The sequence below is a fragment of the Bradyrhizobium sp. SSBR45G genome (genome assembly GCF_030159255.1).
GTDB lineage: Bacteria > Pseudomonadota > Alphaproteobacteria > Rhizobiales > Xanthobacteraceae > Bradyrhizobium.
The window spans coordinates 142,827-162,791 of sequence record NZ_BSCT01000003.1 but is presented as its reverse complement, the minus strand read 5'-3'; the positions used below and the strand labels follow the sequence as shown (position 1 = coordinate 162,791).

Below are 19,965 nucleotides of genomic sequence, written 5' to 3'. Positions count from 1 at the left end.
CGCCATGCAGATCGAATATTTCAAGCTGATCGACCGCATTCTCGACCTCAAGGTGGACGAGAAGACGATCACGGTCGAAGCCAAGGTTCCCACCGAGAGCACGATCTTCGAGGGGCATTTCCCCGGGCATCCGATCATGCCCGGCGTGCTGCTGATCGAGTCGATGGCGCAGACGTCGGGCTGGCTGCTGCTGGCGCTGATGAAGTTCGAGCGCATGCCGTTCCTGGCCGCCGTCAAGGAAGCCAAGATGCGCGGCTTCGTGACGCCCGGCGAGGTGCTGACGGTGGAAGCCAGCGTGATCCACGAGGGATCCGGCTACGCCATGACGGAGGCGCGGGTGAAGGTCGACGGCAAGCTGCGCTCGAACGCTAGCCTCACCTTCAGCCACGTCCCCTTCCCCAATCCGGAATTGCGCGGACACATGGACGCCGAGGCCCAGCGCATCGGCTTTCCGCAACAGGCGCTGCAGAGATGAGTGAGACCACAGCCGTGACCGCCGAGCCCGTCGAAGTCTGGATCACCGGCATTGGTCTTGCGACCTCGCTCGGCGAGGGCCTTGATGCGAACTGGGAGGCCCTCAACTCCGGCCAGATGAATGTCGACGAGAAGGGTTTTGCGCCCTACATCGTGCATCCCTGGGCCAAGGTGAATCTGGAAGCGCAGATCCCCAAGAAGGAACAGCGCCAGATGGAAGCGTGGCAGCGCATCGGCACCTATGCGGCCGGGCTGGCGCTGGATTCCGCGGGCCTCAAGGGCAACAAGGACATCCTGTCCCGGATGGACATGATCGTCGCCGCGGGCGGTGGCGAGCGCGACATCTCCGTCGACACCGCCATTCTCAACGCTGAGGCCGAGGGCAATTGCACGCCGGGCTTCCTCAACGACCGGCTGATGAGCGATCTGCGCCCGACCCTGTTCCTGGCGCAGCTGTCGAACCTGCTCGCCGGCAACATCGCGATCTCGCATGGCGTGTGCGGCACGTCGCGCACCTTCATGGGCGAAGAGGTCGCCGGCGTCGATGCCTTCAAGATCGCGCTGGCCCGCATCGCCGGTGGCCAGAGCGACATCGCGCTGGTCGGCGGCTCGCATAATGGCGAGCGCAAGGACCTGCTCGTCCTGTACGAATTCGGCGACTACAATCTGAAGAACGAGTTCAAGCCGGTCTGGGCCCGCAACGAGCATCCGGGTTTTGCACTCGGATCGGCCGGCGCCTTCCTGGTGCTGGAATCCAGGCCGCATGCCGAGGCGCGCGGCGCCAAGCCGCTGGCCCGGCTGAGCAAGGTCGTCGCCGACCGTGCCCGCCGCAAGGAGGCAGGCGCGGTGACCGGAACGCTGGACCGCCTCTGGTCCGCGCTCGGCGTACACGAGACGCCGGGGGCGATCATCACGGGCGCAACCGGTGCCGAGCCGGTGACGTCGGAGGAGCGCGCGTTCCTCGACCATCACAAGGCCTTCGCGGTGCGCTCGAGCGGGACCCGTTTCGGTCACAGCATGGAAGCGCAATTCGCGCTCGGCCTTGCGCTCGCGGCGCTCTCGATCTCGCGCGGCGCGCTGTTCGCGCCGGGCGACACGTCGGGCGTCGAAACCGACATGACGGCGGCTCCGACCCAGATCGTGGTGGTCGGCGCCGGCCATTACCGCGGCGAAGGCATGGCCTTGGTCGAAGCAGTCAAGTGAACGCGGCGCGCGCCTGAGGCGACGCGACGGGGGGACATCATGAGTGTACGCGACAAGTTTGGACGCCCCGTCGTGGTCGTGACGGGCATGGGCATTGTCACCTCGCTCGGGGCCGGCAAGTCCGACAACTGGACCAAGCTGGTGGCCGGCGAGTCCGGCATCCGCACCATCACGCGCTTCCCGATCGACGGCTTGAAGACGACGATGGCCGGCACGGTCGATTTCGTCCCCGTTGCACCATTCACGTCGACGGGGCTGTCAGAGCGCCTCGGCCACATGGCCGTCGAGGAAGCGATCGCGCAAGCCGGGATCGGCTCCAAGGGCGACTTCCCGGGCCCGCTGTTTCTGGCCGTCGCACCGGTCGAGATCGAGTGGCCGCAGCGGCTGGAACTCGCGCATGAGGTCGGCGGCACGCAGTTCACCTATGACGACCTGCTGAAGGCCTGCGGCGGTGGCAAGTTCGTCAACTATCACCATCGCTTCCTGTTCGGCTCGGTGGCGGATTCACTGTCCGACACCTTCGGCACCAAGGGCTCGCCGATCTCGCTGTCGACCGCCTGCGCCTCCGGCGCGACCGCGATCCAGCTCGGCGTCGAGGCCATCCGGCGCGGCGAGACCGATGTCGCGCTGTGCGCGGCCACCGAAGGCTCGGTCAATCCGGAAGGCCTGGTGCGCTTCTCGCTGCTCTCGGCGCTGTCGACGCAGAATGATCCACCGCAGGCTGCATCCAAGCCGTTCTCCAAGAATCGCGACGGCTTCGTGATGGCCGAAGGCGCCGGCGCATTGGTGCTGGAAAGCTATGATGCTGCCGTTGCCCGCGGCGCCAAGATCCTCGGCGTCGTCGCCGGCTGCGGCGAGCTGACCGATTCCTTCCACCGCACCCGCTCCTCGCCGGACGGCAAGCCGATCATCGGCTGCATCCGCAAGGCGCTGGCCGACGCCGGCATGGCGCCGGAGCAGATCGACCACATCAACGCCCACGGCACCGCGACGCCGGAAAACGACAAGATGGAATATGTCGGTGTCTCCGCCGTGTTCGGCGAGCGCGCCAGCAGGATCCCGGTGTCGTCGAACAAGTCGATGGTCGGCCACACCATCTCGGCGGCCGGCGCGGTCGAGGCGATCATCTCGCTGCTGACGCTCGAGCATCAGCTGATCCCGCCGACCATCAACTACGACATCCCGGATCCCGCGATCCCGTTCGACGTCGTCGGCAACACCGCCCGCGCGGCGCGCGTCACGACCGTCATGTCGAACTCGTTCGGCTTCGGCGGCCAGAATGCCTCGCTGATCCTGACCCGCGAACCGGCATGATCCGCCTGTCGCATCGATGAGTCTCCTGCCCCTCCGGACCAAGCTCGCGATCCGTGAGGCCTCGAAATCGTTCGGGGCCTCCGCCGTCGGCGCGCTGACGGTCGGCATGCTCAGGACCACGCGCTATTTCGATCCGCAGAAGACGGCCGATCTGTTCGCGCGCATCGCGCAGACGATCGGGCCGCGGCTGCGCGAGCAGCGGATCGCGCGCGACAATCTCACCGCGGCCTTTCCGGAAAAGTCGCCGCAGGAGATCGAGACCATCATCGCCGGCGTCTGGGACAATCTCGGCCGCGTCGGCGCCGAGTTCGCCCATCTCGACAAGATCTGGGATTTCGACGAGGAGCATCCGGAGCGCAGCCGGATCGAGCTGTCGCCACGCACCCACGAGCTGTTCCACCAGCTCCGCCTCGACGGCAAGCCTGCGCTGATCTTCGCAAGCCACCTCGCCAACTGGGAGATGCCGGCGCTTGCGGCGGTCGCCCACAAGCTCGATACCGCGATCCTCTATCGCAGGCCGAACATCGCCGCCGCCGACCGCATCATCCAGGAGATGCGGCAGGTCAAGATGGGCACGCTCATCGCCGCAGGCCGCGGCGCCCCGCTCCGGCTCGCCGAGGCGCTCAGGGCCGGCCAGCACGTCGCGATGCTGGTCGATCAGTATCTGACCGGTGGCGTCGAGGTGACATTCTTCGGCCGCAAGACCCGCGCGAATCCGATGCTGGCGCGCCTGTTGCGCCAGGTCGAATGCCCCGTGCACGGCGTCCGCATCATCCGCCTCCCCGGCCGGCGCTTCCGTGCCGAATTGTCGGAGGAAGTGAAGCCGGTGCGCACGGCCGACGGCCAGATCGACATCCAGGGCACGACGCAGGCGGTCACCGACGTCGTCGAAGGCTGGGTCCGCGAATATCCGGAGCAGTGGCTTTGGCTGCACCGGCGCTGGCGCTAGCCGGCGCCAAGTCGAATTCCACCGCAAGGAAGCAAGCCTGTAGTATCATTTGCTTCTAATAGGCGGCCCAAAGAAAATCCTTACCTCTTCCGCCGCCGCTCGCTAATTTGGCCTCCTATCCGACAGCCGTTCGGAAGCGCTAGGGAGGACAAGCACGCATGTTTTCGCACATCATGGTCGGGACCAACGACCTCGACAAGGCCAAGGCCTTCTACGACAAGCTGCTGGGCACGCTCGGCGTGAGGCCGGCCAGGGTCGACGGCCACCGCATCTTCTACATCACCCCGACCGGCATCTTCTCGGTGTCCAAGCCGATCAACGGCGAGCCGGCGACGCCGGCCAATGGTGGCACCATCGGCTTTGCCTGCACCTCCCCCGAACAGGCGGACGCCTGGCATGCGGCGGGCCTCGAAGCCGGCGGCAAGACGTGCGAAAATCCGCCGGGAATTCGCGAAGGCTCGGCGGGCAAGCTGTACCTCGCCTATCTGCGCGACCTCGACGGCAACAAGCTGTGTGCCATGCACCGGATGAGCTGAAGCGACAGGGCTGGGCCATGACCGTCTCACTTCTTGCGTGCTTTTGACCGCCTACACAACTCATTAAAATTTACGGCAGGCGCTTCTCGCACGGATTGACCGTTGCGCGGTCGACGATAACAATATCGTCGACCGTTTCCTTATGCCGTTGTTCAACCCCATCACTTTTCACTCAAATGCCGGCGCAACGTCCCAGTTCGCCCGCTGACATGCGACCGGCACCACGTCGTTGCACCGGGTGCCCTCGGCGCTTCCTTCTCGTTCTATCGACGTCATGCCTCATGGGAGTTTGCTCATGCGCGCGTTAGCCCATTTCACACTGGTGATCGTTCTGCTCGGCGTGGTGCCGTCGGCGCAGGCCATGGACTTCCGGTGGCGAGACCAGTCGACCGTGCAGGCATCCGGACCGATCGGGCAAGGTGATGCAGCAAAGCTCGCGGCGCTGGCAAAGTTCGACACGTTGGAGCTGGACAGCCCCGGTGGCCTGGTGAGCGAAGCGCTCGCGATGGCTGCGAACATCGACGCCCGCGGCAACATCCAGACTGTCGTGGCCTCTGGCGCGTCCTGTGCCTCAGCCTGTGCAATGGCGATCTTCGTCTCTGGTCAGACACGGATCGTTCGCATGGGCGGCCGCCTTGGCATCCATTCCTGCGCGAGTTCGGACGGCACTCAATCCGCTGAATGCAACACGGCGATGGCCGCCAACGCGAGGGCGCATGGTGTGCCGTGGGGCGTCATCGAGGGCTTCGGCAAATACACCAAGCCGTCCAGCATGCTGTGGCTGACGGCCGAGGATGCGGAATGTTGGGGGCTGATGAAATGGAGCCTTCAAGATACATCCAACAATGGCATCGCGTGCTTTCGTCGGGGCCTGTCGATGAAGCCTGCTGAGGTCACAGCCAAGAACGCGGATGACGTATTGTGCAGGATGAATGCGGGCACCTCGGGCGTCTATGTCTCGACTGGCCGCAAAGGACAGGGTTTTTCGGATGCGTATCGGGAAGCTTGCAGACGGATCGCGGCGGATCCTAGGACACCAAAATACGCAGCGATCGACATCATCCTCTGGCTGACACTCACGGATCCTAACGTGTCGGCTCTCAAGCCGGGCACGCTGATGGTGACCATCCTGGAGAAGAACGAATCTCAGATCAGGAGGTGCTGGAAGTGCCTCACCATCGTCGGGATATCGATGCTCATGCGTGGGCAAGCCAAGGACGCCTTGTCGGCTCTTCAGGAAGCCGTCGAGGTCGTGAAACAGGAGACAGGCGCCGTTCCCGCCTGGCTGCCCTCCAGAGTCGAGCTGGCCGAGGCAGAGGCGAAAAAATCACCCTAGGCTCACCTGCATCCGAGATCGTCTGATGGTGACGGCGCGTCACGCCCAGCTTCACCGTCCCGTCTTCACCTTGGTCCACAGCCGGTTGATCACGCGCTGCGTTGCCGGCTCGCGGGCGGTGATGACGAACAGCTTCTTCAAGGTCGCGTCGTCCGGATAGATGTTCCTGTCGCCGAGGATTTTCGGATCGACCAGCTTCTGGCTGGCGAGATTGCCGTTGGCGTAGGACAGGAAGTCGGAGTTCTTGGCGGCGACCTCCGGGCGATAGAGATAGTTGATCAGCGCATACGCCTCCGCCACGTGCGGCGCGTCGGCGGGGATCGCAAGATTGTCGAAGAACATCTGCGCGCCCTCCTTCGGGATGGCGTAGCCGATCTCGATGCCGTTCTTCGCCTCTTCGGCGCGGCTCCTGGCCTGCATGATGTCGCCGGACCAGCCGACGACGAGGCAGATCTCGCCGGTGGCGAGCGCGCTCAAGTATTCCGACGAATGAAACTTGCGCACTGACGGCGCGACCTTGGCGACCGCCTCGGCCGCCTTATCCAGGTCGGCCTGCTTGGTCGAGTTCGGGTCGAGGCCGAGATAGTTCAGCGCCGCCGGGAAGATGTCGTCGGCGGAATCCAGCATGTGGACGCCGCAATCCTTGAACCTTGCGAGGTTCTCCGGCTTGAACACCATGTCCCAGCTGTCGAGCCGCGCGCCCGCGCCCAAGATCTTCTCGATCGCCTTGACGTTATAGCCGATCCCTGTCGTGCCCCACATGTAGTTGGCAGCGAACTGGTTGCCGGGATCGTAGATGGCCAGACGCTGCGTCACGACCGGCCATGCATTGGCAAGGTTGGGCAGCTTCGCCTTGTCGAGCGGCTGGAAGATCTTGGCCTTGATCTGGCGCTGCAGGAAATAGGCTGTCGGCACCACGACGTCATAGCCGGACTTGCCGGCGAGCAGCCGCGTCTCCAGGGTCTCATTGGCGTCGAAGGTGTCGTAGACGACCTTGATGCCGGTCTCCTTGGTGAAGTCCTCAAGGACACCGGGCGCCATGTAGTTCGACCAGTTGTAGAAGTTCACGACACGCTCTTCGGCACGGCCGGCCGAGATCGAGAGCGTCAGCACTGCGGCGGCCAGCGCCAGAGCCGAACGAATGCAGCCGCGCGTCATGAAGCTCGTCTCCTAGCGTCGGTGGATGGCGTCGGACAGACGCTCCAGCGCCGTGTCGAGCGTAGCGTCCTTCTTGGCGAAGCAGAACCGCACGACCGAGGTCACGGCATCCTTCTCGTAGAACGCCGACACCGGGATCGCCGCCACCTTGTAGTCGTGCACGATGCGGCGGCAGAACTGCTCGTCGGTCTCGTTGAGGCCGAGCGGCGACAGGTCGACGGTGAGGAAGTAGGTCCCCTGTGCCTTCAGCACGGGAAAGCCGAGGCTTTCGAGCCCGGCGGTGAGCCGGTCGCGGCTGCGGGAGAGCTCAGCGCGCATGGTGAGGAAGTAGTCGTCGGACTTGCCGAGCCCGTAGGCCACGGCGGTCTGCAGGTTCGGCGCTGTCGTGAAGGTCAGGAACTGATGCACCTTGGCGGCGACGCGCAGCAGCTGCGGCGCGGCGCAGACGAAGCCGATCTTCCAGCCGGTGAGCGAGAAGATCTTGCCGGCCGAGCCGACCTTGATGGTGCGGTCGCGCATGCCGGGAATGGTGATCAGCGGGATGTGCTCGCGGCCGTCGAACACCACGTGCTCCCAGACCTCGTCGCAGATCGCGACCGCATCGAACTCCTGGCAGAACCGCGCGAGCAGCTCGAGGTCCTCGCGCGGATAGACCACGGCGGCGGGGTTGAGCGGGTTGTTGAACAGCACGGCCTTGGTCTTCGGCGAGAACGCCTGCCGCAGCATCTCCTCCGTGAGACGCCAATGCGGCGGTTCGAGCCGCACCAGGCGCGGAATGCCGCCGGCCTGGCGGATGATCGGCAGATAGGAATCGTAGACCGGCTGGAAGCAGATCACCTCGTCGCCCGGCTCGACCACCGACAGGATGGCCGAGGTCAGCGCTTCGGTGCCGCCGGAGGTGACCATCACCTCGCTCATCGGATCGAGGTCGAGCTTGTGCCAATGCTTGTAGTGGGCGGCGATGGCCTGGCGCAGCTCCGGCAGGCCCATCATCGACGGATACTGGTTATAGCCGTTGAGGACGGCGTCGGCCGCAGCGCGGCGGATGTCCTCCGGGCCGGGATCGTCGGGAAAACCCTGCCCTAGATTGATGGCGTTGTTGTCGCGCGCGAGCTGCGACATCTGCTCGAAAATCGTAACGGGCAGATCGGCGAAGACCTTGTTCTGCGAGATCATGATGGCGCGTCAGCCGCCGGTCTTGCTCGGCAGGCCGGCCGCTTTCCAGCCGAGCATCCCGCCCTGAAGATGCTTGTCATAGGGCAGGCCCGCAGCCTGCGCGGCCAGCGAGGCCGTCACCGAGCGCTTGCCGGAGCGGCACGCGAACACGACATCCTTGCCGGCGGGGTCCGGGATCAGCTTCGGATCGAAGGCCGACAGGGGAACAACGATACCGTCGGGATAGGCTTCCGCAGCAACTTCGTTCGGCTCACGCACGTCGACCAGAAGAATTCGCCCTTCGGCGATCCCCTTGGCCACGTCCTGTGGGGTCAAATCGTGCACAACAGCCACGCCATCCTCCAAGCCTTCAGCGGGGCCGCATCCGGCCTCCGAACCGGCGCCAAACTCACCCCAGACGCGGGGAAAATCAAGCGGCTCCGCGCAAGGCGCGGGGCCCCTGCGCGCAGGATCAGATCGTGACCTGGGTGCCGACCTCGACCACGCGCCCGCTCGGGATCTGGAAATAGTCAGTGGCGTCGTTGGCCGAGCGGCTCATGGTGATGAACAGGTGATCCTGCCAGCGCGGCATGCCCGAATGGGCCGCAGGCTTGAGTGCGCGCCGCGACAGGAAGAACGAGGTCGACATGATGTCGAACTGCCAACCGAGCTTGCGCGCGATCGCCAGCGCCCGCGGCACGTTCGGCGATTCCATGAAGCCGAAGCGCAAGGTGACCTTGGAGAAGGTCGGGCTGATCTGCTCGAGGCGCACGCGCTCGGCCGGATCGATCCGCGGTGTCGGCGCGGTCTCGATGGTCAGGATCACGTTCTTCTCGTGCAGGACCTTGTAGTGCTTGAGGCTGTGCATCAGCGCCGTCGGAGCGCTCAGGGGATCGCTGGTGAGGAACACGGCCGTGCCCGCCACACGCGCCGGCGGACGCTTCTCCAGCATCGCGACGAGGTCGGCGAGCGGAAATTCCAGCTTGCGCGACTTCTCGAACAAGAGCCGGCTGCCGCGCCGCCACGTGTACATCAGCGTCATGACGAAGCCGCCGAGCGCGAGCGGCACCCAGCCGCCCTCCAGCACCTTCAAGAGGTTCGCGGCCAGGAAGGTCAGATCCAGGAACAGGAACGGCGCAATCAGCGCGGCCGCGGCAAACGGCGACCATTTCCAGACCTTCCAGATCACGACGAAGCCCATCATCGCGGTGACGACCATCGTGCCGGTCACCGAGATGCCGTAGGCCGAGGCCAGCGCGCTCGACGATTTGAACATCAGCACCAGCAGCATCACTGAGACCAGCAGCAGCTTGTTGATGCGTGGGATGTAGATCTGGCCCGAATGCGATTCGGAGGTGTGGCGGATCTCAAAGCGGGGCAGCAGGCCGAGCTGGATCGCCTGGCGGGTCAGCGAGTAGGCGCCGGTGATGACAGCCTGGCTGGCGATGACGGTGGCCATCGTGGCGAGCGCGACCATCGGGATCAGCGCCCACTCCGGGAACATCAGGAAGAACGGGTTCTCGATCGCCTTGGCATCGGCAATGACCAGCGCGCCCTGCCCCAGATAATTCAGCGCCAGCGAGGGCAGCACGACGAACAGCCAGGCGGTCTGGATCGGCCGCTTGCCGAAATGGCCCAGGTCGGCATAGAGCGCCTCGGCCCCCGTCACCGCCAGGAACACGGCGCCGAGCGTGATGAAGCCGATGATCCCATGGTGCAGCATGAAGGTGACGGCATGCAGCGGGTTGATCGCCCACAGCACCTCCGGATGGTGCAGGATCGGCGGAAAGGCCGCGATCCCGATCACCAGGAACCAGATCAGCATGATCGGGCCGAAGAAGGCGGCGACCTTGGCGGTGCCGCGCACCTGGACGGCAAACAGCAGCACCAGGATGACCACCGTGAGCGGCACGACGTAGGGATCGAACGCGGCCGTGACCAGCTTGATGCCCTCGATCGCCGACAGCACCGACAAGGCCGGGGTGATGACCGCGTCGCCATAGAACAGCGCGCCTGAGATGATGCCGAGCAGGACGATGATGCTGGCGCCGCGGGTGACCCCGCGCTGGGCCAGCGCCATCAGCGCCAGCGTGCCGCCTTCACCGTGATTGTCGGCCCGCAGCAGGATGACGACGTATTTGAGGGTGACCACGACGACGAGCGCCCAGAGGATCAGCGACACCACGCCCATGACGGCGTGGGGGGCAGCCTCCCCGCTGCTGCTAGCGGCCAACACGGCTTCGCGCAGCGCGTAGAGCGGGCTGGTGCCGATGTCGCCATAGACGACACCGATGCTCCCCAATGTCAGCGCCGCGAAGCCGGCCGTGGAATGGGCATCGCCATGCCCGTTGGTCGCCGGCGTTTCCGCGGGCGTGGCTGCGACGTCAGCTGTCATTGGGGTAGCCCCCTCGAGGACTCGTTAATGCTTCACTGCACAAGATGGCAGAGCGCGCGGCTTATAGCTGCAGCCATTCTTGGCAGGCCTGCTGATATATCATATACGCCATGCAGCTTTGCATGATGAATCCACTTTTGTTGCGTAGCCCCGCTCAGATCGTTACCTGAGTACCAACTTCGACAACCCGCCCGGTCGGTATCTGAAAGTAGTCGGTGGCATCGTTGGCCGACCGGCTGAGTCCGATGAACAGGTGATCCTGCCAAGCCGGCATGCCGGATTGCGACGACGGCTTCAGCGAGCGGCGCGAGACGAAGAACGACGTCGACATGATATCGAACTGCCAGCCGAGCTTGCGCGCCACCGCCAGCGCCCTCGGCACGTTCGGCGATTCCATGAATCCGAAACGCAGCCGCACCTTGGAGAACTTCTCGCTGATCTTCTCCATGCGTACCCGCTCCGAGACGTCGACCCGCGGCGTCTGCGCGGTCTCGATGGTGAGGATCACATTGTGCTCGTGCAGCACCTTGTTGTGCTTGAGATTGTGCAGCAGCGCCGTCGGCACCGAGGTGGGATCGCTGGTGAGAAACACCGCCGTGCCCTTGACGATGTGCGGCGGCCGCTTCTCCAGGCTCGCCACGAGGTCATCGAGCGGGACCTCGATCTTGCGCGTCTTGAGGATCAGGATCGCCGAGCCACGCCGCCAGGTCCAGATCGTCACCACCATCGCGGCGCCGAACAGCAGCGGCACCCAGGCGCCTTCCAGCAGCTTCAGCAGATTGGCGGCAAAGAAAGTCAGGTCGACGATCACGAACGGGGCGATCACGGCTGCGGCCACCGCAGCCCGCAGGTTCCAGAGCTTCCAGATCACCACGAAACCCATGATGCCGTCGGCGACCATGGTCGTGGACACCGCGATGCCGTAGGCCGAGGCAAGATTGCTCGATGTCCGGAACAACAGCACCAGCAGCATGACGCCGATCAGCAGCAGCCGGTTGACGCGCGGAAGATAGATCTGCCCGGCATGGCTCTCCGAGGTATAGCGGACCTCGAAACGCGGCAGCAGGCCGAGCTGCACCGCCTGGCTGACCAGCGAATAGGCGCCGGTGATGACCGCCTGGCTTGCGATCACGGTCGCGGCCGTCGCGAGCACGACCAGCGGCAGCAGCAGCAGCTCGGGCACCATGCGGTAGAACGAATTCTCGATGGCCGCGGGATCGGACAGCACCAGGGCGCCCTGCCCGAAATAATTGATCAGCAGCGCGGGCAAGACGAAGAACAGCCACGCCGACTGGATCGGCTTGCGGCCGAAATGACCGAGATCCGCATAGAGCGCCTCACCGCCGGTGACCGCGAGAAACACCGCACCCAGCGTGACCAGGCCGATCGTGCCATGCGTCAGCAGGAACTGCACCGCGTAATACGGATTGATCGCCGCCAGCACCGACGGATCATCGCTGATATGGACGATCCCCATCACGGCAAGGCTTGCGAACCACAGCACCATCACCGGGCCGAAGGCGGTCGCCACCCGGGCCGTGCCCTTGCTCTGCACCGCGAACAGCACGACCAGAATGAAGACCGTGAGCGGCACCACATAGTGCTCGAGCGCCGGCGCTGCGAGCTTGAGACCCTCGACCGCGGAGAGCACGGAAATCGCCGGCGTGATCATCGAATCGCCGATGAACATCGAGGCGCCGATGACACCGAGCGCCATCAGGAACAGGCTGCGCCGGCCCAGGGCCCGCTGGCCCAGCGCCATCAGCGACAGCGTTCCGCCCTCCCCGTTGTTGTCCGCCCGCAACAGCAGCAGGACGTATTTGGCGGTGACGACGATGAACAACGACCAGAGAATCAGCGAGAGCACGCCGAGCACGATGATCCGCGACACCGGCTGGCCATGCGCGGCTCCGGTCGCGGCCTCGCGGAAGGCATAAAGCGGCGAGGTGCCGATATCTCCGAACACGACGCCGATGCTGCCGAGCGTCAATCCCCAGAACCCCGACGTGGTCGCGGTTTCCTGGCCTTCGGTCGATGTGGCGCTGGCCGTCATGTCGCTCGGAACGCATCTTCCTGATTGGCCCGGCGCGTTTGGACGCAGAGCGGGTGCAGGTCAAGTCTCTACCGTAACAGAGCTTGGCCTGTCGCCTGCACCAAAGACGCATGGCCTGCGCAGATGTCTCATCCCGCAGTGCGGCAATATGTCCGGTGCCGGTGGGAGACTACGGCTTCAGGTCCGGCGGCATTGGCGGGTCTTCCCGCATCAGCGTGATGGTCACGCGGCGGTTGGCGGCCAGCGAGGGGTCATCCGGGAACAGGGGCTGGGTATCCGCCTTGCCGGAGACCGCGAAGACGTGGCTCGGCGGAAGCCCTTCCCGTTCCAGGATCTGGCGCACGGCGTTGGCACGATCCGCCGACAGGTCGAAGGCGCCGTAGTCGCTGCGGGCCGGAACGAAGCCCGCCGCCGTATGGCCGGTGATCTGCACGCGCAGCGGCGTCGCCTTGAGCGGCGCGGCGAGCTTTTCGATCAGGCGCCGGGTCCGGTCATAAGGCGTCTTGGAGCCGTCGGCGAACATCGAGCGTCCGTCCTGGTCGACGATCTCCAGATTGAGCCCCTGCTTGGTCTCCTCGAACATGATGTGCTTGGAGATTTCGGTCATCTCCGGCATGTCCTGCAGGGCCTGACGCAGCGAGGCGGAGGCGAGCGCGAATTGCCGGTCGGTCTTGAGCTTGGCGCCGTTGGTATGCTGGCGCTCCTCCTGCTCGGGGCTCGGGTCGCGCGCCGTTTCCTCCGGCGAGATGTGGGCGGCGTTCTTCAGCTTCGGACGGGTCGGCAGGCCGTCGGATTCGACGATGCCGGAATAGCGCGACTCGGACTGCACGCCGAACGCCTCGCGCATCGAGCCGGCGACCACCTTCAGCTTGTTGTTGTCCATGGTGGAGAACGCGACGAGCATCACGAAGAAGCTCATCATGAGACCCATCAGGTCGGCGAAGGTCACGAACCAGCCGTGCCCGCCGCCATGCGCGTCGCCCCGTTTTTTCTTGGCCATCCCCTAGCTCCGGTGCACGCCCCCCGACACCGGCTTACGCCGGCACCGGTTCCCCTTCGGCGTGGCGATGTTTCTCCGGCAGGTAGGCCAGCAGCATCTCCCGGACCAGCGCCGGGCTCTTGGAGTCGCGGATCATCAGGATGCCGTCGATGATCAGGGTCCGATTGGTCTCCTCGTCGAGCAGCTTGCCGTGCAGCTTGTCGGCGATCGGAAGACAGAACAGGTTGGCGACCAGCGCGCCGTACAGCGTCGCGAGCAGCGCGGTCGCCATGAACGGGCCGAGCTTGGACGGGTCGGTCATGTTGGCGAACATCTGCACCATGCCGATCAGGGTGCCGATCATGCCGAAGGCCGGCGCGCAGTCGCCGATGGCCCGGTAGATCTTGCTGCCCTCATCGAGATGCATCAGGAAATTGTCGCGGTCGCGCTCGAGATTGTCGCGAATGAACTCCAGGTCGTAGCCGTCGGCGACGTAGCGGATGCCCTTGGCGAGAAACGGTTCGTCCGTCTCGACCTTTTCCAGACCGACCGGCCCCTGCTTGCGGGCGATCTCGGCGATGCGGGCGAGCTCGTCGACCAGGTCACGCGCCGACAGCCGGCTCATCGTGAAGGCGAATTTGGCGCCGAGCGGCAGGCCGTGCAGCATCGCGCCGAGCGGAAAGCGGATCATGGTGGCCGCGATCGAGCCGCCGAAGATGATGATCATGGCGTGCTCGCTGATGAACATCTCGACGTCGCCGCCGAGCAACATCATCGTCGCGATAACGATGAAGCCGGCGACCAGCCCCACAGTCGTCATGATATCCATGAACTTACTCCACCCGCATACGCGAACTACCGGCCATCCTGGACGGGCGCGACGGCCCTGCCCCACGCGCAATCGAGATTAGATGCGCGCCATTAAGGACGAGTTACCGAATTTGGTAGGGATAATGAGAGGTAAACGAACTGTCGTCAGAGCATCCGGCGGTGCGCGGAACGATCACGCTCAGGCCGCCGCCGCGCCGCGCTTCAGCAGGTTCGCCTCCGCGAACAGCAGCGCCTGCTCGAACGATGTCTCCATCTTGTGGACCATCTCCAGCATCTGCGCCGGCTCCATCGTCGCCGAGCCGAGCTCGAGCTCGCGAGACAGCCGTGACAGCGCCGCGAAACCGAACGTCGCCGACGAGCTCTTCATGGAATGCGCCTCGCGCTTCATCTCCAACCGGTTCTCGAACTTGGCCGGGAGCTGCTTGAACTTGCTGGACGTATCGTCCAGGAACGTCCGCAGCACCTCCAGCGCATCCTCCTCGCCGAGTTCGGAGATCAGGATCTGGTAGACGGATTCATCGAATTGCACCAGGTCGGTCATGCGACGAGCCTTTCCTTCTGTGTGGCAGCCGCGGCACGAAGCAGGGCGGCGTTCAGTCGATCACGTGTGACCGGCTTGGTCACGAAGTCGTTCATGCCGGCATCCGTGCACGCCAGATGATCCTGGCTGGTGGCGTTGGCCGTCAGAGCGATGATGTAGATGTCCTGGGCGGGCGGCGGCAGCGAGCGGATCATGCGCGTCGCCGTGAGCCCGTCCATCTCGGGCATCATCATGTCCATCAGGATGAGGTCGTAGGCCTGCTTCTGCACGGCCGCGACCGCCTGGGTGCCGTTCTCGACGAGTTCATAGCCGTGGCCGAGCTTGTCCAGGAGCTTCTTGATCACAAACTGATTGGTGAGATTGTCCTCCGCGACGAGGATCTTGAGCGGCTCGACGCTGGCCGGACGCTCCTCGGGGGTGGGCTCGCCGACCGGAACGAGGGACGCTCCGGGCGCACTGACCTGATCGACGTCGGGCTGCGGTTGCGGCTGGACCTCGATCGAGAAAGTGAAGGTGCTGCCCTCGCCGACCTTGCTCTGCACATTGATGTCGCCGCCCATGCAGGTGACCAGGCGCTTGCAGATCGCAAGGCCGAGCCCGGTGCCGCCGAAGCGGCGCGAGATCGAATTGTCGACCTGCGAGAACTGCTTGAACAGGCGTCCGACGGCCTCCGCCGGAATGCCGACGCCGGTGTCGGCGACCGAGAACAGCAGCGTGATGTTCGGTCCGGCGAGATTCTCTGCGCGGACATCGATGTGGACGCCGCCCGCCTCGGTGAACTTGAGCGCGTTGCCGACCAGATTGAACAGCACCTGGCGCAGCCGCGCGGGGTCGCCGACCACGTAGTTCGGGACTTCCGGCGCGATCGACGTCGTCAGCTGCAGCCCCTTCTCCTTGGCACGGGACACCAGCAGCTCGGCCGTCGCCGTCACCGAGCGATGCAGGTCGAACTCGATATGCTCGATCTCCAGGCGATCGGCATCGAGCTTGGAGAAGTCGAGCACGTCGTTGAGCAGTTGCAGCAGATAGTCCGCCGACTCCCGCAACGTGGTGGCGATCTTGCGCTGCTCCGGTGCGAGATCGGCCGAGAGCAGCAGGTCGGCCAGGCCGATGACGCCATTCATCGGGGTGCGGATCTCATGGCTCATCATCGCCAGGAATTCCGAGCGCGCCCGCGTGCCCGCCTCGGCCGCATCACGCGACGCGGCAAGGCCGGCCTGATAGCGCGCAATCAGGATGGTGATGATGCCGATCACCACCGTGAGCATCGCGCCGACCAGGAGATCGCGATCGCGGTTGAGCTTGAAAGCGGCGAAGATCTCGTCGGAGGCCTGACCGACGATGACCACCAGCGGCTGATCCTTGACCCGCTGGAACGAATAGATGCGCGGAATGCCGTCGATCAGGCTCTTGATGGTGTAGGAGCCGCTGCTCTTCTGCTGAATGGCGGTCATCACCGGACTGCCGGCCAGCGACGAGCCGACGCCGGCGAGACTGGCCGAGGCCCGCGCCCGCACGATGCCATCGAGACCGACGAGGGTGACGTTGCCGTTCTTGCCGAGATCGACCGAGTTGTAGAAGCTCGAGAGATATTCGGGGTCGAGCGACACCACGACGACGCCGCCGAACGTGCCGTCCGGCATGATGATCCGGCGCGTCAGCTGGATCGACCATTTGTTGGAGACACGGCCGAAGATCGGCTTGCTGATGAAAAGGAAATCCTCCTTGCCGTCGGCGTGCACCCGGAAATGCTCGCGATCGCGCAGGTCGAGGCCGCGCATCTTCGGATCGATGTTGCTGGACAGCATGATGCCGTCCTTGCCGATCACGACCACCTGAAACGAGAAGTCCGACAGGAACTGGCTGTTCTTCGACCACAGCGACATGTCGAAGTTGTTCGGATCCTTGGCATAGGAGTCGCGGACATAGCGCAGCGTCTGATCCGCCGCGCGGATCGAGCGGATGATCTGCTCCTCGAAGGCGCGGGCGAGATTGGCACCGTTCTTCAGGGCCGACTGCTCGGTGCGAACATACTCCTCGGAGATCGTGTAGAAGATGCCGGCCCACACCAGCGCGATCGCCGACAAGCCGATCACGGCGCTGCCGAAATGCCCGATCAGCCGCACCATCTTGTCGACGGCCCGGTCGAGCCGTCCGAACAACGGCATCGATTTGGATATCAGCCTGCGCATGTCTCTCGCCCTCAAGCGACATGCCTATCTGGACAGGCTAGCGATCAGGTAAAGCTTGATGGATAAAATCTTCTGAACGAGCCAGGACCGCTTAACCCTTGGCCAGTTGGGCGCCGATGCGGGTAATTAGTCACCCTATTTGCAGCATCCCCGTATTGATCCGGATACGGTCTGCGCCCGACGCCTGCTGCATTCGGCTCGCAACTAGCCGAGCTGATGAGCCGCACCGCTGTCGCGGCGCGGCTTCGTGACGGAGCGAGACTCAATGAATCTCGGCAGAGCGCTTCAGCGCAGCCTTCAGCTTTTCGAGCGAGAAATCCGCCGAACGCGCGATCTCCAGGATCGGTGTTTCGCGACGAGCGCAGAGTTCAGCCGCCTCGGGCAGCTTCGCGGCGATGTCGGCGGGGATCACGATGGCGCCGTGGCGATCGGAGTGGATCAGATCGTCGGAGCGCACCGTCATGCCGGCGACACGGACCTCACCTCCGAAGCTCTCGGCATGCACCCAGGCATGCGATGGCCCGATCGAGCCTGCCAGGGCCTGGAAGCCGTCAGCCCATTGCGGGATGTCGCGGATGGAACCGTCGGTGATCACGCCGAGGCAGCCGAGCGCCTTGTGCACGTTGCTCTGCACCTCGCCCCAGAATGCACCATAGCCGATATCGGGACCGTCGATGTCCTGGATCACCACGATGCGGGGGCCGTGGCCGGTGCCGACATAGTCATAGTAGTCGGTGCGCCGCCGGGACTGCTCCTCGGCGGGCAGCCCGGACTTGACCACCGACCGGATCGTCGCCGTGCGTGCATAGCCGACCATCGGCGGCAGATCGGGGAACGGGCAGACCAGCGGCTTGGTCGTGTAGCCGATCAGGCGGCGCTCCGGCGCCACGATCTCCATCGCGTTGCAGATGGTCGGCGTGTCATAGCGCGCGAGCGCCTCGAGGACGGAAGGAGCGAGCGGCGCGGCGGCGGATGTGGTCAAGGGCGTTTCTCCGGATGCTGCGAACGGCGTTCACGGCCGTCCTTGGTCATCCGGTATAACTGAGGCCGCCTGAGCCGGCAAAGCGCCGGCGCGTCGGAGGGCCCTGCGCTCAGTGCAGCCGTTCCGGCGGCCGCTGCTCCTGCTCGGCCGCAGGCGCACCCGCGGGAACGAACGCGGTCGCGGAGGGGGATGACGGCGATTGCGGCGCGGCAGCCGCAGCCTCGAGCGCCGCCGCGTGCCGCGCAGCCTGCTGGCGATACAGGCGCCAGCCGAACGGCAGGCTGAGGATGTACAGGATCGATGCGGCCGACAGGATCTGCCAGGGATAGACCACCAGCAGCGCCACGAAGAACACCACCGAGGCGAACACCGGCAGCACCAGCTCGGGCGAGACGCGCATGCGCGTCGTCTTGCCGGAGAACACCGGCAGCCGGGACACCATCAGGAAGGCGATCAGCAGCGTGTAGAACGCGGTCACCAGCGCCGGCAGCTTCGGCAGGCCGAGGAACGACAGATAGACCGGCAGCAGCACCGTGATGGCGCCGAGCGGGGCCGGCACGCCTGTGAAGAAATTGGCCGCGAAGGGCGGCTTGTTGGGATCGTCGATGCTGGCATTGAAGCGCGCCAGCCGCAGGCCGCCGGAGATGGCGTACATCATGGCGGCGATCCAGCCGCCGTCGCGCAGCTCCTGGAGCTGCCAGAAATACAGGATCAGGCCCGGTGCAACGCCAAAATTGACGAAATCGGCCAGACTGTCGAGCTCGGCGCCGAATTTCGACTGCCCCTTGATCATGCGGGCGATGCGGCCGTCGATGCCGTCGAGGAAGGCGGCGAAGACGATGGCGCCGACCGCGAGCTCCATCCGCCCCTCGGTCGACAGCCGGATCGCGGTCAGGCCGGCGCAGATCGCCAGCAAAGTGATCATGTTCGGCACCAGCAGCCGCACCGGGATCGGGCGAAAACGGCGACGGCGCAGTTCGGGAGAGTTCGGATCGAAGCTCATGATCACACCACGTGTGGTTTTGCCGGACCCTTGTGCCGAAGACGGCCCAAGGATCAATTCAAGGACCGATTAATGAGTCGTCATCGGCCGGCTGCGGTTCACTGGCTTCGGAAGGTCAGGCCGGGCACGGCGACGTCGAAATCGGCCAGGATGGTTTCGCCGGCGATGGCCGTCTGCCCCTCCGAGACCAGAACCTCCGTGCCGTCAGGCAGATAGACGTCGAGCCGCGAGCCGAACCGGATCAGGCCGAAGCGCTCCCCGGCGCCGATGGTCTGGCCCTCGCGCACGAACGACACGATCCGGCGGGCGACGAGGCCGGCGATCTGGACCACGCCAATCTTGCCATGCGGCGTCGAGATCGCGAGTGAGTTGCGCTCATTGTCCTCGCTCGCCTTGTCGAGCTCGGCATTGATGAAGGCGCCCGGACGGTAGGAGATCTTCTCGATCCTGCCGGCCACCGGGCTGCGGTTCACATGCACGTTGAACACGCTCATGAAGATCGAGACGCGCAGCAGCGGGCGGTCACCGAGGCCGAGCTCGGCCGGCGGCAGCGCCCGCGTGATCATTGAAACGCGTCCGTCGGCCGGCGCCACCACCAGCCCCTCGCGCTGCGGCGTCACCCGGATCGGATCGCGGAAGAACAGCGCGCACCAGACGGTGAGCAAGGTTCCGATCCAGCCAAGCGGCGTGAACAACCAGAACAGGAGCAGGCTGGCCAGGGCGAAGCCCCCGATGAACGGATAGCCTTCCGGGTGGATCGGCGGGATCTGGGCGCGGATGGAATTGCTGATCGACATGGCCTGCTTCGTTGAGATGTCGTCCCTCTGACCTCAGAGCGGACCGCCGCCTTGACTAGGTCGCTGC

The 19,965-nt window shown here is 64.9% G+C and carries 18 protein-coding genes; 6 read left to right on the top strand and 12 right to left on the bottom strand.

Annotated features, from left to right (window positions below; translation table 11 throughout):
- Window positions 1-4: 4 nt before the first annotated feature.
- From QQL87_RS05530 to QQL87_RS05505, 6 genes are all read left to right on the top strand, one after another.
- Window positions 5-475, top strand: coding sequence for a 3-hydroxyacyl-ACP dehydratase FabZ family protein (locus QQL87_RS05530; RefSeq protein ID WP_284416697.1), 471 nt, complete (start codon window positions 5-7; stop codon window positions 473-475).
- Window positions 472-1,677 (top strand): beta-ketoacyl-ACP synthase, encoded by a 1,206-nt coding sequence (locus QQL87_RS05525; protein ID WP_284416699.1) that lies wholly within the window; start codon window positions 472-474, stop codon window positions 1,675-1,677. Before QQL87_RS05530 ends, QQL87_RS05525 begins: the two co-directional genes overlap by 4 nt.
- A gap of 39 nt (window positions 1,678-1,716) precedes the next feature.
- Window positions 1,717-2,991, top strand: a complete 1,275-nt coding sequence (locus QQL87_RS05520; protein WP_502871135.1) for a beta-ketoacyl-ACP synthase — start codon at window positions 1,717-1,719, stop codon at window positions 2,989-2,991.
- A gap of 16 nt (window positions 2,992-3,007) precedes the next feature.
- On the top strand, window positions 3,008-3,940 hold the full coding sequence (locus QQL87_RS05515; protein ID WP_284416700.1) for a lipid A biosynthesis lauroyl acyltransferase: 933 nt from the start codon (window positions 3,008-3,010) through the stop codon (window positions 3,938-3,940).
- A 158-nt stretch (window positions 3,941-4,098) separates the two neighbouring features.
- A complete protein-coding gene (locus QQL87_RS05510; protein ID WP_284416701.1) occupies window positions 4,099-4,476 on the top strand; it encodes a VOC family protein in 378 nt (125 codons plus the stop codon).
- Window positions 4,477-4,771: 295 nt separating this feature from the next.
- Complete coding sequence (locus QQL87_RS05505) at window positions 4,772-5,812, top strand: hypothetical protein (protein ID WP_284416702.1); 1,041 nt, start codon at window positions 4,772-4,774, stop codon at window positions 5,810-5,812.
- Between the two features lie 51 nt (window positions 5,813-5,863).
- Here the strand turns inward: QQL87_RS05505 and QQL87_RS05500 are convergent, their stop codons facing one another.
- The 12 genes from QQL87_RS05500 to QQL87_RS05445 form a co-directional block, all read right to left on the bottom strand.
- Window positions 5,864-6,970, bottom strand: a complete 1,107-nt coding sequence (locus QQL87_RS05500; RefSeq protein WP_284416703.1) for a polyamine ABC transporter substrate-binding protein — start codon at window positions 6,968-6,970, stop codon at window positions 5,864-5,866.
- Window positions 6,971-6,982: 12 nt separating this feature from the next.
- A complete protein-coding gene (locus tag QQL87_RS05495) occupies window positions 6,983-8,146 on the bottom strand; it encodes an aminotransferase (protein ID WP_284416705.1) in 1,164 nt (387 codons plus the stop codon).
- A gap of 9 nt (window positions 8,147-8,155) precedes the next feature.
- Window positions 8,156-8,479 (bottom strand): rhodanese-like domain-containing protein, encoded by a 324-nt coding sequence (locus QQL87_RS05490; protein ID WP_284416706.1) that lies wholly within the window; start codon window positions 8,477-8,479, stop codon window positions 8,156-8,158.
- Between the two features lie 118 nt (window positions 8,480-8,597).
- Window positions 8,598-10,520, bottom strand: a complete 1,923-nt coding sequence (locus tag QQL87_RS05485) for a potassium transporter Kup (protein ID WP_284416707.1) — start codon at window positions 10,518-10,520, stop codon at window positions 8,598-8,600.
- A 154-nt stretch (window positions 10,521-10,674) separates the two neighbouring features.
- On the bottom strand, window positions 10,675-12,573 hold the full coding sequence (locus QQL87_RS05480; protein ID WP_284416708.1) for a potassium transporter Kup: 1,899 nt from the start codon (window positions 12,571-12,573) through the stop codon (window positions 10,675-10,677).
- A 169-nt stretch (window positions 12,574-12,742) separates the two neighbouring features.
- Window positions 12,743-13,573 (bottom strand): OmpA/MotB family protein, encoded by an 831-nt coding sequence (locus tag QQL87_RS05475; protein ID WP_284416709.1) that lies wholly within the window; start codon window positions 13,571-13,573, stop codon window positions 12,743-12,745.
- Window positions 13,574-13,607: 34 nt separating this feature from the next.
- Entirely contained in the window at window positions 13,608-14,381 is a 774-nt protein-coding gene (locus QQL87_RS05470; RefSeq protein WP_284416710.1) for a motility protein A, read from the bottom strand.
- Between the two features lie 180 nt (window positions 14,382-14,561).
- Window positions 14,562-14,924, bottom strand: a complete 363-nt coding sequence (locus tag QQL87_RS05465; protein WP_284416711.1) for an Hpt domain-containing protein — start codon at window positions 14,922-14,924, stop codon at window positions 14,562-14,564.
- Window positions 14,921-17,116, bottom strand: coding sequence for a hybrid sensor histidine kinase/response regulator (locus QQL87_RS05460; RefSeq protein ID WP_284416712.1), 2,196 nt, complete (start codon window positions 17,114-17,116; stop codon window positions 14,921-14,923). Before QQL87_RS05460 ends, QQL87_RS05465 begins: the two co-directional genes overlap by 4 nt.
- A gap of 262 nt (window positions 17,117-17,378) precedes the next feature.
- On the bottom strand, window positions 17,379-18,098 hold the full coding sequence (locus QQL87_RS05455; protein WP_284416713.1) for an RraA family protein: 720 nt from the start codon (window positions 18,096-18,098) through the stop codon (window positions 17,379-17,381).
- A 109-nt stretch (window positions 18,099-18,207) separates the two neighbouring features.
- Entirely contained in the window at window positions 18,208-19,101 is an 894-nt protein-coding gene (locus tag QQL87_RS05450) for a CDP-alcohol phosphatidyltransferase family protein (protein WP_284416714.1), read from the bottom strand.
- Between the two features lie 98 nt (window positions 19,102-19,199).
- Window positions 19,200-19,916, bottom strand: a complete 717-nt coding sequence (locus tag QQL87_RS05445; protein WP_284416864.1) for a phosphatidylserine decarboxylase — start codon at window positions 19,914-19,916, stop codon at window positions 19,200-19,202.
- Window positions 19,917-19,965 lie beyond the last annotated feature (49 nt).

Excerpts from the sequence above, each read along its gene's own strand:
- QQL87_RS05485 (WP_284416707.1), bottom strand. The coding sequence starts at position 10,520 with ATGACAGCTGACGTCGCAGCCACGCCCGCGGAAACGCCGGCGACCAAC.
- QQL87_RS05520 (WP_502871135.1), top strand. The coding sequence starts at position 1,717 with ATGAGTGTACGCGACAAGTTTGGACGCCCCGTCGTGGTCGTGACGGGC.
- QQL87_RS05510 (WP_284416701.1), top strand. The coding sequence starts at position 4,099 with ATGTTTTCGCACATCATGGTCGGGACCAACGACCTCGACAAGGCCAAG.
- QQL87_RS05465 (WP_284416711.1), bottom strand. The coding sequence starts at position 14,924 with ATGACCGACCTGGTGCAATTCGATGAATCCGTCTACCAGATCCTGATC.
- QQL87_RS05525 (WP_284416699.1), top strand. The coding sequence starts at position 472 with ATGAGTGAGACCACAGCCGTGACCGCCGAGCCCGTCGAAGTCTGGATC.
- QQL87_RS05480 (WP_284416708.1), bottom strand. The coding sequence starts at position 12,573 with ATGACGGCCAGCGCCACATCGACCGAAGGCCAGGAAACCGCGACCACG.
- QQL87_RS05505 (WP_284416702.1), top strand. The coding sequence starts at position 4,772 with ATGCGCGCGTTAGCCCATTTCACACTGGTGATCGTTCTGCTCGGCGTG.
- QQL87_RS05450 (WP_284416714.1), bottom strand. The coding sequence starts at position 19,101 with ATGAGCTTCGATCCGAACTCTCCCGAACTGCGCCGTCGCCGTTTTCGC.
- QQL87_RS05470 (WP_284416710.1), bottom strand. The coding sequence starts at position 14,381 with ATGGATATCATGACGACTGTGGGGCTGGTCGCCGGCTTCATCGTTATC.
- QQL87_RS05460 (WP_284416712.1), bottom strand. The coding sequence starts at position 17,116 with ATGCGCAGGCTGATATCCAAATCGATGCCGTTGTTCGGACGGCTCGAC.
- QQL87_RS05500 (WP_284416703.1), bottom strand. The coding sequence starts at position 6,970 with ATGACGCGCGGCTGCATTCGTTCGGCTCTGGCGCTGGCCGCCGCAGTG.
- QQL87_RS05515 (WP_284416700.1), top strand. The coding sequence starts at position 3,008 with ATGAGTCTCCTGCCCCTCCGGACCAAGCTCGCGATCCGTGAGGCCTCG.
- QQL87_RS05495 (WP_284416705.1), bottom strand. The coding sequence starts at position 8,146 with ATGATCTCGCAGAACAAGGTCTTCGCCGATCTGCCCGTTACGATTTTC.
- QQL87_RS05530 (WP_284416697.1), top strand. The coding sequence starts at position 5 with ATGCAGATCGAATATTTCAAGCTGATCGACCGCATTCTCGACCTCAAG.
- QQL87_RS05475 (WP_284416709.1), bottom strand. The coding sequence starts at position 13,573 with ATGGCCAAGAAAAAACGGGGCGACGCGCATGGCGGCGGGCACGGCTGG.